This window comes from Glutamicibacter sp. NPDC087583 (assembly GCF_044743685.1).
Classification (GTDB): Bacteria; Actinomycetota; Actinomycetes; order Actinomycetales; family Micrococcaceae; genus Glutamicibacter.
This window is the reverse complement of sequence record NZ_JBIUWY010000004.1, coordinates 146202-159100: the sequence shown is the minus strand read 5'-3', so window position 1 is coordinate 159100 and position 12899 is coordinate 146202. Positions and strand designations below refer to the sequence as shown.

12 protein-coding genes are annotated in these 12899 nt (G+C 63.0%); 4 read left to right on the top strand and 8 right to left on the bottom strand.

Annotated elements, in window-relative coordinates; translation table 11 throughout:
• The first annotated feature begins 80 nt into the window (after positions 1-80).
• On the top strand, positions 81-1253 hold the full coding sequence (locus ACIOU9_RS12255; protein WP_105656551.1) for a Gfo/Idh/MocA family protein: 1173 nt from the start codon (positions 81-83) through the stop codon (positions 1251-1253).
• Entirely contained in the window at positions 1250-2266 is a 1017-nt protein-coding gene (locus ACIOU9_RS12250; protein ID WP_402697064.1) for a sugar phosphate isomerase/epimerase family protein, read from the top strand. Before ACIOU9_RS12255 ends, ACIOU9_RS12250 begins: the two co-directional genes overlap by 4 nt.
• Positions 2267-2354: 88 nt before the next feature.
• Here the strand turns inward: ACIOU9_RS12250 and ACIOU9_RS12245 are convergent, their stop codons facing one another.
• The 7 genes from ACIOU9_RS12245 to uraD all read right to left on the bottom strand — a co-directional run bounded on the left by ACIOU9_RS12245 (position 2355) and on the right by uraD (position 9140).
• Positions 2355-2960: a malonic semialdehyde reductase gene (locus ACIOU9_RS12245; RefSeq protein WP_402471971.1), complete on the bottom strand. Its 606-nt coding sequence runs from the start codon at positions 2958-2960 to the stop codon at positions 2355-2357.
• Positions 2961-3145: 185 nt separating this feature from the next.
• The gene (locus ACIOU9_RS12240; protein ID WP_332726995.1) at positions 3146-4357 is read right to left on the bottom strand and encodes an MFS transporter; all 1212 of its coding nucleotides are present in this window, start codon (positions 4355-4357) and stop codon (positions 3146-3148) included.
• A 67-nt stretch (positions 4358-4424) separates the two neighbouring features.
• The gene (locus ACIOU9_RS12235; protein ID WP_286134082.1) at positions 4425-5387 is read right to left on the bottom strand and encodes an ROK family protein; all 963 of its coding nucleotides are present in this window, start codon (positions 5385-5387) and stop codon (positions 4425-4427) included.
• Positions 5388-5682: 295 nt separating this feature from the next.
• Positions 5683-7218, bottom strand: a complete 1536-nt coding sequence (locus ACIOU9_RS12230; protein WP_105656556.1) for a nucleobase:cation symporter-2 family protein — start codon at positions 7216-7218, stop codon at positions 5683-5685.
• 75 nt (positions 7219-7293) lie between these two features.
• On the bottom strand, positions 7294-8217 hold the full coding sequence (gene pucL / locus ACIOU9_RS12225) for a factor-independent urate hydroxylase (RefSeq protein WP_402697061.1): 924 nt from the start codon (positions 8215-8217) through the stop codon (positions 7294-7296).
• A gap of 4 nt (positions 8218-8221) precedes the next feature.
• Positions 8222-8578: a hydroxyisourate hydrolase gene (uraH, locus tag ACIOU9_RS12220; protein ID WP_105656558.1), complete on the bottom strand. Its 357-nt coding sequence runs from the start codon at positions 8576-8578 to the stop codon at positions 8222-8224.
• A 67-nt stretch (positions 8579-8645) separates the two neighbouring features.
• A complete protein-coding gene (gene uraD / locus ACIOU9_RS12215; protein WP_402697059.1) occupies positions 8646-9140 on the bottom strand; it encodes a 2-oxo-4-hydroxy-4-carboxy-5-ureidoimidazoline decarboxylase in 495 nt (164 codons plus the stop codon).
• Positions 9141-9462: 322 nt separating this feature from the next.
• Here uraD and ACIOU9_RS12210 point away from each other — a divergent pair, with 322 nt between their 5' ends.
• On the top strand, positions 9463-9657 hold the full coding sequence (locus tag ACIOU9_RS12210; RefSeq protein WP_105656560.1) for a hypothetical protein: 195 nt from the start codon (positions 9463-9465) through the stop codon (positions 9655-9657).
• 98 nt (positions 9658-9755) lie between these two features.
• Here the strand turns inward: ACIOU9_RS12210 and ACIOU9_RS12205 are convergent, their stop codons facing one another.
• Entirely contained in the window at positions 9756-10409 is a 654-nt protein-coding gene (locus ACIOU9_RS12205; RefSeq protein ID WP_332498188.1) for a helix-turn-helix domain-containing protein, read from the bottom strand.
• Between the two features lie 173 nt (positions 10410-10582).
• Between ACIOU9_RS12205 and ACIOU9_RS12200 the strand changes: the two genes are divergently transcribed.
• The gene (locus ACIOU9_RS12200) at positions 10583-12856 is read left to right on the top strand and encodes an ABC transporter permease (RefSeq protein WP_402697056.1); all 2274 of its coding nucleotides are present in this window, start codon (positions 10583-10585) and stop codon (positions 12854-12856) included.
• The last annotated feature ends 43 nt before the right edge of the window (positions 12857-12899 follow it).

Genomic DNA, 12899 nt, shown 5'->3' with positions numbered 1-12899 from the left:
ACCGCGATCTGAAATAGGTTCTAGACTCTTTTGGAGCGCTCCAAAATATTCCATGAACAGCTTTCACCCAGGAGAATTCCATGACAAAAACCATCGGCATTGCCGTCATTGGCGCCGGCATGGCCGGGCTGTCCCACATCGCTGGGTACCGCACAGCACCCACCCTCTACAGCTCCGACTTGCCACCGCTTCGCTACGTTGCCGTGGCTGACGTGAACACCGAGCTCGCAGCCAAGGTCGCCAAGCGCTACGGCTACGAAAAGGCGCTCGGTTCCTGGCAAGAGGTGGCCGCAGATCCAGATATCGACGTGGTCTCGGTAGTTATTGCCAACCGTTTCCACCGTGAAGCAGTCGAGGGCCTGCTGGCTGCCGGCAAGCACGTTTTGTGCGAAAAGCCGCTGGCTGACACCCTTCAAGAAGCTGAAGCGATGGCCACCGCGGCCCGCAACGCCGACTCCGTGGCCCGCGTTGGCTTCACCTTCCGCCGCACCCCGGGCATCGCCACGATCCAGAACCTGATCGCCGATGGCACCCTGGGCAAGGTGCTGCATTTCTCCGGACGCTACTGGACCGACTACGGCCACAACCCGCAGGCCCCGATGAGCTGGCGCTTCAAGGGCCAGCCAGGCTCGGGCGCACTGGCCGATGTGGGAAGCCACCTGGCCTACGTTGCCGAATTCCTGGCCGGCGAGATTCTTTCGGTCAGCGGCGGCCAGCTGAGCACCAGCATCACCGAACGCTTCCTGCCAGCCGGCGCCGTCACCGGCCACGATCTCGTGGAACTGAGCGACACGTCCGAGCCGGTAGAAAACGACGACTACGCGGCGTTCAACGTACAGTTCGCCGGGGCCGCAGGCAGCCTGGAAGTTTCCCGCGTGGCAGCCGGCCACCCCAATACGCTGACCTTCGAGGTCTTTTGCGAGAAGGGCGCCGCACGCTTCAGCCAGCTGCGTCCAGCGGAAATCGAAATCATGCTCACCGAGGGCCCTTCGGCAACCAACGGCTACCGCACGGTAAATCTCGGCTCGGAACACGCCTACCTCAGTGGCGGACTGCCCATGGATGCGCCAGGTGTCGGCTTCGGCCAGAATGATGCCTTCGGCTACCAGGCGCGCGCCTTCCTCGACGAGGTCTGCGGCCTGGGCACTGCACTTCCCATCAACGCAACATTCGACGAGGGCGTGCACAATATGCAGGTCCTCCAGGCGGTCGTGCAGTCCGCTGCCAATGACGGAAAGAAGGTTTCACTGTGAAACTCGGAGTCTACAACGCAATCCTCCACAACCGCCCGCTGGCCGAAGCCCTGGAGGTCATTGCCGCCCAGGGGCTGACCGGCATCGAATTGAATACCGGCGGCTTCTTGCCCCCAGTGCACGTGCCGAACATCGATGAGATCCTGGAATCGGACATCGCTCGCGATGCTTTCCTCGCCCAATTCGAAGGCACCGGCGTGGAAATCTATGGGCTGAACTGCAACGGCAACCCGTTGCACCCCAATCGCGAAATCGGCCAGAAGCACGCCGAGGACATTCGCCGCTCCATCAAGCTGGCCGCGCGCCTAGGCCAGACCCGCGTGGTCACCATGTCCGGACTGCCCGCTGGAGACCCCAATGCTTCGACCCCGAATTGGGTAGTCAATGCCTGGAATTCGGCAGCCCTGGACCAGCTGGACTATCAATTCGGGATTGCCGCGGAATTCTGGAAAGAAATCGATGAGCTGGCTGTCGAACACGGAGTCAAGGTCGCTCTGGAGCTGCACCCGCAGAACCTGGTCTTCAACCCTGCAAGCTTTCGAGAGCTGTTGAAGCGGGCCGGTACCAGCAACATCGGAGTTGAACTGGATGCTTCGCACCTCTTCTGGCAGCAGATGGATCCGGTGGCCGTTGTCCGCGACCTGGGCCCATGGGTCTTCCACGCAGCAGCCAAGGATGTGCGCGTCAATCCGAATGCGGCCATCCAGGGCGTATTGGATAACAGCTTCCGCAAACTGGGCGAAGACGAACCGCGCACCAACCTCGGCGGGGATGAATGGGCGAACGAGTGGCCGAAGAATTCAGCCTGGGACTTCGTGGCTTTGGGCAAGGGACATGGCACCGCATTCTGGACCGAGTTCTTGCGCGCATTGCACGAGGTGGATCCGGAAATGATGGTGAACATCGAACACGAGGACACCGAGCTAGGTGCCGTTGAGGGCCTGGAAGTCGCCGCCAAGGTACTCATTGAGGCCGACGCGGCCCTGCAAGCTTCATTGGCCGCAACCTCCTAGGATCCTCCCGCTGGCGTGCAGAAGCCCGGAATTCACCGTGTGAATTCCGGGCTTCTGGCGCATGCCGTTTTCGAAGTACTCGATGCACCTAGACGGTGCGGACAACTGCTTCGTAGTCGAAGCGTGCTTTTGGCGAGCCGATCTCGCTCTCGGCTGGCTGGCCGATATTCACGACCAGGAAGCTCTTCTGCTCGCCTTCCGGGAAGAACGATGCGTCGATGGCGGAGAAGTCCGCGCCGGTCATTGGACCTACCGCGAAGCCCAAGCTGCGCGCGGCGAGCATGAAGTAGCCTGCCTGCAGGTGTGCGTTGTTGTTGCCGGTGGATGCGGTGAAGTCCGCATCAGCATCGTACATGGCCTTGGGCGCGTTGTAGCCGGGCAGGAAGTTGTCCCACTGTTCGTGCCATGCCGTGTCATAGCTGAGGATCGCTACCAGCGGAGCTGCTGCGGTCTTGGCTTTGTTGCCGTTGGAGAGCGCGTCGACCAGGGTGGCGCGGGCTTCGTCCGACCGCACGTAGGTGACGCGCAGCGGCTGGGAATTGAACGCGGTTGGACCGAACTTGGCCAGTTCGTAGATTTCCTGGGCCTGCTCCTCGGTAACCTCTCCGGTGAACGCGTTAGCGGTGCGTGCCTCGCCAAAAATGGCGTTGAGCGTTGCTGTGTCGGCCTGGATTTCCTGGGATGCAACTGTCATTGATTGCCTTTCAGATCTGTCCGAGGCCACTGGTTCGGGCCATTGCCGGATACGGTTTTCCTCTATCAATGCCCAACGAGGATCGGCTGCACCTCATTCCGGCAAACCACGTGTTCTCTGCCACACGCAGACCGGGGCCCACTGGAGCTCGGCTGTGTTGCCAGCAATGCCCGCCGCACGCAGGCCTAGGGTCCGGCAGGGATTCGCGAGTTTGCAGAATCGTCCCAGCGGCGATGAAGCCTGGCGCACCCGATTGCGCACAGTGCGATGATTGCGCCGAAGCAGGTCACTGCCATCGATTCGCCGCTGATCTGCCCTACCCAGCCCAGCCCCAGCGCCCCAAGTGCGGTCAGGGCGTAGCCCAGTACCCAGAAGGCGGAGCTGGCGCTGCCTCGATGCCGCAGCTCGATGCGCCGCAGTACGATGCCCAGTCCCACCGGGAACAGCGCACCATGGCTCAGTCCAGCAACCACCAGGCCAACCAGGTACACCGTGACCGCCAGGCCCCCGCCCAACCTCGGGGCAATAGCTATCAGCACCGCGCCCACCGCCAGCCCGGCATAGCCCAGCTGCACTTTTTCGCTGACCAGCTTCCCGCCCGCTTTCTGGCCCACGGCAGTGGCGGCGAAAATCAGCGAACCGATGAGCCCCAGCAGGCGCAGGTCGGTAATCCCAAAGGCGCGGACCACCAGGATGGACGTCATGGCTGTACAGCCGCCCATGACCGCAAAGCCCAGGGTCATCAGTCCGCCCACGCAGAAGTCCCGTCGTGCCAAACGCGGCACCAGCGGAAGGCTGAGTTTCCATCCGCCCCGGCGGTGCGCAACACTGTCGGGGATCATGGCCAGCAGCACGATGCACAGGCCCGAAAGCACCGCGTGCACGCTGAAAGCGATCATGGGGGTAGCCGGGAAGAAGAAAGTCAGAAATGCCGCCAAGGCCGGACCGCTGCCTAGTCCCGCCATATTCGCCAGGCTGGAAATGGCGGCACCGCGTCCGGAGCTGGAGACCAGATCCGCCAAATAGGCTGTGGCCGTTCCGGTGACCAGCCCGGCGCACACCCCGGACAGGGTCCGGGCAATGAACAGCATGGGCGCGTCGGTGGCCACGGCATAAAGCACCCCGCTGGCGGCCGAGGCGAGCAGCCCGAGAATCATGACGGGTTTGCGGCCAATGGCGTCAGAGAGGGAACCGAAGATGCACAGCACCGTGAGCACCACCAGGGCGTAGATCGCAAAAAGCTGGGTCGAGTCGGCGGTGCTCAGGCCGTATTCATCCTGGAGCATTGGATACAGCGCGGTCGGCATGGTGGTACCGCACATGGCGACCGCGTAGGTTCCCAAAACGACTGCTAGCGGCCCGCCACGGGTCTGCGGCGGCTTCTCTGGCAGGACCATGCCGGAACCTCGCTCTCGTGTTGAATAACAACCTGAGCCTAGATAAGACCTAATGTCCTGTCAATGTTTATTGCTGTTGATTGAACCTCGCCAAATCAGCAGCCCCGATCAGGCCTGCCACCGGACCCAATTCGGCTTGGCTGATCTTCGCAAAGGGACGGTAGCCCCTGCCGGAGAGGGTGCGGCGGTAAGTCTCCTCCGCGGTGGCCACCAGTTGCTTCGACGCCGCGCCCAAGCCGCCGCCGATAACGATGGTCCCCGGATCCAGAACCGAGACCAGATTCGAAATGCCCAACCCGAGCCATTCGCCCATATCCGCAATGAGGTCGGCGCACGCCGGGTCGCCCTCTGCGGCAAGTCGAGTTACCTCCGCCCCGGTAACGGCGTCCGGATCATCGCCCACGGCCTCGCGCAGGCGGAAGGCCACCGGTGATTTGCTGCGCACAAGTTCGGCTCCTTCCCGGCCCAGGGCATTGCCAGAGGCGTACTGCTCCCAGCAACCGCGGTTTCCGCAGGCGCACCGATGGCCGCCGGGAACGATCACCTGGTGCCCGAATTCGCCAGCAATCCCGGACTTGCCACGGTGGATTTGCCCTCCGAGGATGACCGCCCCGCCGATCCCCGTTCCGAGGGTCAGGCACACCATGTCGCTTTCGCCCCGGCCCGCGCCAAAACGATGCTCGGCCCAGCCGGCCGCATCAGCGTCGTTGACCAGAGTCACTTCATGTCCTACCAGCTGCATCAGACGGTCGCGCACCGGTTCATTGCGCCAAGACAGGTGGGGGCTGAACAGCACGTTCTGCCCCTTGCGGTCCATCCATCCCGCGGCTCCAATGCCCACCGGAAGACCTTCGTTGCCCTTCGAGAGCTCGCGGATCATCTCAGCCAGGGCACGTTCGGTCCCCGCCACGTCATGGTCAGGTGTCTCGCGGCGGATTTGCCCGAAGGCGTTCCCCTCTTGATCCACAAGGGCTGCAAGGATTTTGGTGCCACCGATGTCAACGCCGATGGAAAGATTTGCTGAACTCACAGTCATCTAGCTTAGACCCTCGCAAAACGCCGATGCTCCCGCTGCCGCACAGGAGCCCCTGACTGGTCCGGTGCCTGCACGGAACTTCCAACGCAGTCCAGCACTTGGGCCAGCCCTGCGCAAGGTGCCCGGAAAACTCGTCCGGCGGTGCTCCCTGGCTGTTCGCGCTGTGAAGTGCAACTGCTCGAGCTCGCGCAAAATGCCCGCAAACCGGAGTTTGCGAGCATTTCGCGCTAGCTGCTACTTCTCGTCATCGAGCTCGTCGTAGACGTCGGGTTCGGACGGGGCCGATTCCTCAGTGCCCTGATGTCTCGGCAGGCCTGGGTACAGGCATCTGGATGGCTCCGGTCTGGATCTGCTCGAATTCATCGGGTGTGACCACCGGAATTTCGTAGCCTTCCTTGTCGATGAGCTTGCCGCCCACGTAGTGGTCGCCATCGAGCAATCCGCAGATCTCCTCGGTCTTGACCATGCGCGGCGGAGCCGCCGAGAAGACCGATGCATCCTTTGTATTCCCGAACTTGAGTTCGTTGAACAGCAGGTTCAGCAGCACGGCCATCACGGCCGCCGAGGAAATCCCGGAGTGGAAGATCGTCTCGAACCACGTGGGGAATCCAGCGTAGAAGTCCGGCTTCACAATCGGGATGCAGCCAAAGGCAATCGATGCCGCGACGATCACCAGGTTCATGCCGTCGTACTTCACCTTGGACAGGGTCCGGATCCCGGAAGCGGCGACGGTGCCGAAGAGCACGATGCCTGCGCCGCCGAGCACCGGAGTCGGGATGGCAGCGACCACTCGTCCGAGGATCGGCAGCAAGCCGAGCACGACGAGGATGCCGCCACCGGCCGCGACAACGAAGCGGCTGGTGATGCCCGTGATGGCCACCAGGCCGACATTCTGCGCAAAGGCCGACTGGGTGAAGGTATTGAAAATCGGCGCCACTGCGGAAGAGGCCATGTCGGCACGCAGGCCGTCGGCAATGCGCTTGGAATCCACCTTCGATCCGGCGATCTCGCCCACAGCGAGGATGTCTGCGGTGGTTTCGGTGAGGATCACCAGCACCACGATGGTCATCGAGATGATGCCGCCGATTTCGAAGACCGGCATGCCGAAGGCCAGTGGCTGCGGGAAGGCGAAGATCGCGCCGTGCCCGACCTGCGAGAAATCGGCCATGCCCAGCAGCGCTGCGGCGACGGTGCCCAGCACGATGGCCAGCAGGATCGACATGCGGGAAATCGCTGCATTGCCGACCTTGGACAGCAGCAGGACCACCAGCAGTGTTCCGGCGGCCAGGCCGATGTTGGCCAGCGACCCGTAGTCATCGGCCTTCGCGTCCCCGCCCATGGCCCAGTTGGCCGCGACCGGGGTCAGCGAGATGCCGATCATCGTAATGACCACGCCGGTGACCACCGGCGGGAAGTACCTGACAATGCGGGCGAAGAACGGCGCTATGAGGAAGCCGATCAGCGCTGCGACGAGCACGGCCCCGAAGACCGCCTGGATTCCGCCTCCCCCGTTGACGATGGCCACCATGGTAGCCACGGATGCGAAGGACGTGCCCTGGACCAGCGGCAGCTGCGCCCCGAAGAACGGGATGCCCACGGTTTGCAGGATGGTGGCCAGCCCGCCGACAAACAGGCAGCAGGCGACCAGCAGGCCCACCTCGTCCGGGGCCAAGCCGGCAGCGTTTCCGATGATCAGCGGCGGGGCGATAATGCCGCCGTACATCGTCAGGACATGCTGCAGGCCATAGGCAAAGGACTTCCCCAGAGGGAGCTTCGCGTCCTCGGGACGATTGCCTTTGATAGATTCATCTTGTGTAGCGCTCAAGGCTGACCTCCTACGTCAGTCGCTGCCAAAGGTGTGCCGGCGTGCCAGCGCCGGCCCACCTTCAACGCCGTTCAGTTAGATAAATGCCGGAATATTGGCCCAGATGGGGTGATTCGCCTCGGTGCCTTCGCGGGTGATCGTCGCTTCGATCAGGCCGTATGGGCGATCCGCGGCGAAGAAGACCTCATTGGGGTTGTCTTGGCCGAAGACTTCCAGGTCAACCAGGAAGTGGTGCTTGTTCGGCAGGGACATCTTGATTTCGGCGATTTCCGGATGCGCTTCGAGCACTGCCTGCCCCATCTGGAACATGGTCTGCTGCAACGCGTACGAGTGGGTGTCGGCGAAGCGGGTCAGCAGCAGGTGGCGCACAGAGGTGTAGACCGCGTCGAAGTCGATGCCCTGGGCGATGGCCTGGCCGGTGTAGCGCCAGCGCGCAGTCACGTCGGTGGCCAGGATGCGGTCGGTGGTTTCCTTCAGGGTCGTGTACTTGTCCACCGGGAAACCGTGGAACTCGCTGCCCGTGGACTTCAGGACGGTGAGGTTCTCCAGGCCGGCAACGATGGACTTCTTGCCTTCGGCGTCGATTTCCAGCACGGCGGTGCGCACTTCGGACTTGTTCTGCGAGAAGGCGTGGTCATGGTCGTTGATGCGGTCCCAGAAGAACTGCTGGGCTGCCCAGCGGCCGCCGGTGATCCACTCGAATTCGCCAGTGAAGTGGTTTCCCAGCTGCACCAGGAACTCCTCGATAGCGCCCACGCCGTTGCGGGCCAGGCCATAGACGGTGTTCTTCTGGGTGTCAGTGGCGACGACGCGGCCGTTGTCGCCGTCCTGGTGCGCGGCGGTGAAGTCGCCGTGCAGCTGGCTGGTGACGTTCAGGTCCTGGATCTGGTGGCGGACGGTGTCGCGGGTGATCTTGACCAGGCGGACTTCGGCCTTGCCGTACTGGTTGGAGCCCAGCACGATCTTGGTATCTGCTGGGGCGGTGATTTCGGTAGTCATTGTTCTAACTCCCTCGGTACGTGGAATATGCAAACGGGCTGATAAGAAGAGGTACGTGGTAGTGCTCGTCGACGTCGTTGACGAAGAAATCGATGCTTACCGCGGGGAAGAAGCTTTCCGTTCCCTGCTTCCCGAAGTAGCCGCCGGTTTCAAAGGAAATCCGGTAGCGGCCGGCTTCAACCTGTATCGGTCCGAGGTTCTTGATGCGGCCATCGGCATCCGTGGAACCCGAGCCGATTTCTTGCCAGCCGGATGCCGTCTTGGCTTCCAGCGTGGCCTTGACACCGGAGGCAGGCCTCCCGGTCCCGGTGTCGAGTATGTGGGTGGTGATGTGGCTGCGTTCGCCATTTCCATCTGCCATGTTCATCTCCTGGCTGTCGGAGGGATTGGTATCGATAAATGCGCAGGGGTTCGCCCCGGGCATGGGCTTAGTTGTCCACCGAGTTCTCCAGCCGCAGCAGCGCAATCTGGCGCAGCTGCTCGGCTACTTCAAGCAGTTCAGCCTGTTCTGCGTTGGCCAGCCGGCGTTCGCATTCGGCAAGGATTTCTTCGGTGCTGCGGCCGGCGGCGCGGATGAGGAATACCCTGTTGAAGCGCTGCTCATAGGCCCGGTTGGCTGCTGCCAGGCGGCCGGCGACATCGTCATCAAGGTCCAGGCCTGCCTGTTCGCCGCGGGAGAGGTCCGCTTCCTTGCTGCTTCCCTGCGCCTGTTCGCCGATGCGCGGATGGTGGGCCAGGGCGGCGGCAATTTCCTCGCGGCTGAAGGGAGCGACGTCCTGCAGCGCAAAGCTGGAAAGCGCATCGAAGCTGCTGAAAGGACGGGCAAAAACAAGGGCATCGATCCAGCGGTCGACATCGACGCAGGGGCGCAGGAAATCAGCGGCCTCGGCTGCGGGCAATTGGTTGAATACGTCTAAACGCATCGGGTGATCAGCTCTTTTCAAACGGTCGTTCTTTCCACGGACCTTGGCTGAACACCCTTACCACCGAAGGAGACTTCGGCTTCGACTCGATGCTGGTTTCGTGGAACCTTGTGTCACCACTGTAATCCACCTCACAGCGTCGCAGTCAAGCGAAAGCTGGAAAAACTTTAACAAGTGTGACTTTTTGCCGGTTTCCATATCGTGGATAGATAATTTTGCGCCCAGCTATTGCAAACGCTCCGACCTAGCCCACATAATGGTTTCACAACACAGAAGATAATTTCCATATTGTGGAAATGCGAAATCGTGAAGGAGGGTCGCAATGACCGCTATCAACCCAAGCAAGATCAACTGCACACCGGAGGGCCAGCGCCTCATTGCCACCACCGACGCCTTGCGCACCGGACTGTTCCAGCCCATCGAGAACCTGGATCCGGATATTGCCCGCCAGCCGCGGATCACCCGCGAGGCTCCCTCGCTGTGGAGCCGCCTGTTCGGCCAGCACCCGGGACGCTAAGCGTCCCCTGAAGACCACGCAGAGGCCAACCCCTGAGGCGTCGGGACCTGGCCTCTGCGTTTTTCTAGTTCCAGCTGCAGCGCCTCGCGCCAGCCCGGCTAGTCCTCGCCGAATCCCATGAAGTCGGCCGCAGCGGTGCTTGGCGCCGCCAGCATGCCGACCATGGAATCGACCAGGAAGTAGCCCAGCGATTCCCAGTTGCCCTGCTGCTTGCCTTCATTGACCGTGCGCTCGTACTGCGCGCACAGCCCCAGGAACATCGGACCGAGAATCAGCGCACGCGACCTGACCACGACCTCCGGAATGCCCTCGAATTCCTTGCGAGCACGTCCTGGGCCCGCCACGCTCAGCACCTCGTCGCGCAGGCTGTCGCCCACAATCGCCGGCAGTCCTGGATGCAGCCGTGCCTGGTAGAGGAATTGCGCCCGCCAGGAGGGCCGCGGCAGCGCGTCAAAGGAATAGATCCAGGGAAGGGTCCGCACGGTGACCACCTCGCGCAGGCTCGCCTCCGGTCCGCCAGCAAGGGATGGCAGGCGGTTGCGGCAGCTGCGCATGTCGTCCAGCGCCCGCTGGAGCATGGCCTGCAACAGGTCCTCGCGGCTCCCGAAATGGTATTTGATCGCCGAATGGTTGGCAGTACCGGCATGCTCGGTAATTTTCCGATTCGATACGGCGTCTATGCCGTGGCTCGCGAAGAGCTCTTCTGCCGCATCGAGCAAGACCTCCCGCGCCTTATCGCCGTGTCGGCTCACCATTCCCGCCTTTCCTCGCATCATCTCGTCCCGGCGTCCAGGAAGTGAACCTCGGCACAGTTGCTGACAATTTTACGCCATGTGGCGTAAATTAGTTGTTAGTATTCAACTAAAGACCTTGGCGGGTTGCCTCGCACCCCGCTGCAGACCGAGAATCCAAGGAGCATGCGCAGTTGAGCAACGACGCCGCAGTCACTGAAAACCCGCCGCCCTCCCGCAGGGCCAAGCACGAGAAGCAGCCTCTTTCCGAGCAGGAAGCGGCCGCCAAACGCGCCAAGGCCGAAAAGATCGGCAGGACTGTCGCAGTGTTCATCATGCCATTGATGATCGTGGGCATGATGATCTGGGGCTACCTGGGGGCCATGCACCACCAGTCGGCCGCGAACATGCCGGTGGCCATTTCGGCCACCAGCAGCGCAGCGGCCAGTGACTTTGCCCGGGCGCTGGAGGACAGCAATGCTGAGGCCGTGGACCTGCGCTTCGTGGACTCGGCCCGCGAAGCCCGCGAGCTGGTCTACGACCGCGAAGTCACCGCTGCGGTGGACCTCGATGGCGATACGGCCACGCTGTACACCGCCAGCGGCGCCGGCATGTCAGCCACCTCGGCCATCACGGCCGTGCTCACGCCGGTCATCATGGAGCAGTCGCTGGAACTGGCTTCCCAGGATCTGGTGCCGCTTCCGGAGAACGACTCCATGGGCATGGGCGCCATGCTGCTGGCCACCGCGATGATCACTGCCGGCTACATGCCCTGGTCGATGGCCTTCTCGAACTCCCCGGAACTGCTCAAGCGCCGCCGCGCGCTGCCGCTGCTGGGCGGATGGTCGATCCTGCTCTCCGGGCTGGGCATCCTCGTCGGCGGCCCGATCCTGGGCGTCATTCCTGCCGCGAGCATCCTGCCCGCGTGGTCGACCCTGGCCTTGGGCGTCTTCGCCGTGGGCGCCGGGCAGCTGCTGCTGACCCGCATATTCGGCGCCATGGCCGTCATCCCCGGAATGTTCCTGTTCATGGTGCTGGGCCAGCCGGCCTCCAATATGGGCATGTCGGTCTACACCCTGCCGAAGATCTTCCCGTTCCTGCACCAGTTCCTGCCGATGCCGGCCCTGGGCGAAGCCATGCGCTCGGTGCTGTACTTCAACGGCGACGGAGCGGCCCGGCATATCCTGATTCTCGCCGGCGGTGCCGTCGCGGCGCTGCTGCTGGTCGCCCTGCTCGATGCCCTGCGCATCGCCAAGGGCAAGAGCGATATCCCCACCCAGATCAATGTCGCTTCCCTGCATGGCGGCCCGCGCCCCAAGAACAAGGCGTGGCGCTACATCACCTTGGCCGCGCTGCCCTTCGGCATGATCGCCATCATGCTCAGCTCGATGCTCGGCGCCATGCAGACCCCGGTGCCACGCGACATGCCGGTAGCCGTCGTGGGCTCCTCCGTGGAGCAGGCCCAGCAGACCGTGGATTCGCTGAACGAATCCATGGAGGGCATGTTCGAGTTAACCGCCATGGACAATGCCGCTGACGCCCGGTACCTGGTCGAGTCCCAGGAGCTGACAGGGGCCTTCGTGCTGCCTTCGGAGCAGAGCCCGGAAGCTGCCGTCTATACCGCCCAGGCTTCCGGCAACGCCGCATCGCAGCTGGTGGTCCAGGTGTTCACGCAGATCGGCCAAGCGCAGCAGATGGACGTGGACCACCAGGAGCTGGCCCCGCTTCCGGAGCACGACAATATGGGCACCGTGGCCATGTACCTGGGCATGGGCTGGGTGATGGCAGGCTTCATGGTCATCATGGTCGGCGCCACCGCGGCACCGCACATGGCCCCGCTGCAGAAACTGGTCCCGCTGGTGGCCGTGTACTCGGCCTTCATGTCCGCCGTGCTCTGCCTGATCGCCGGCCCGTTCACCGGGGCAGTGGAGGGCCACTTCGGGCAGCTGTTCAGCGTCGGCATGTTCGCGATTTTCGCGGTGGCCATGCTCACCACGGTATTCAACCGCCTGCTGGGCATGGTCTGCCTGGTCCCGACCATGCTGATCGTGATGTTCCTGGGCGTCCCCGCCTCCAATGGCGGGCTGTCCATCTACATGGAACCGCGCATCTTCACCATCCTGCACGACATCCTGCCGATGCCGGCTGCCGTTGAAGCCATCCGCGCGATCGTCTACTTCGACGGGGTCGGGCTCGGCTCCCACCTGGTGGTCCTGGCTATTTGGGCCTTGGCCTGCCTGGCCGTGACCATGGTCATCGACCAGCTCAAGCCGGTGCAGACCTCCAGCCACCCGGTTTCCGCTGAGGAGCTCGCCGCGCTGCAAGGCCGGGCGCTTGAAGCCAAGGCGAGCGAAGCCGCGGCATCCGCCGACGCCATCGACGCTGAAGCCGGGGACTTGGCAGACGCCGAAGCCGCGGCCGGCGAAAGCGGCACTGGAGACCGGGAGAAGGACGCGGTCAGCGTCTAATCAGTCCTTCTCCCCTGCAGATGCGGGCCGGTTCATGGATGTG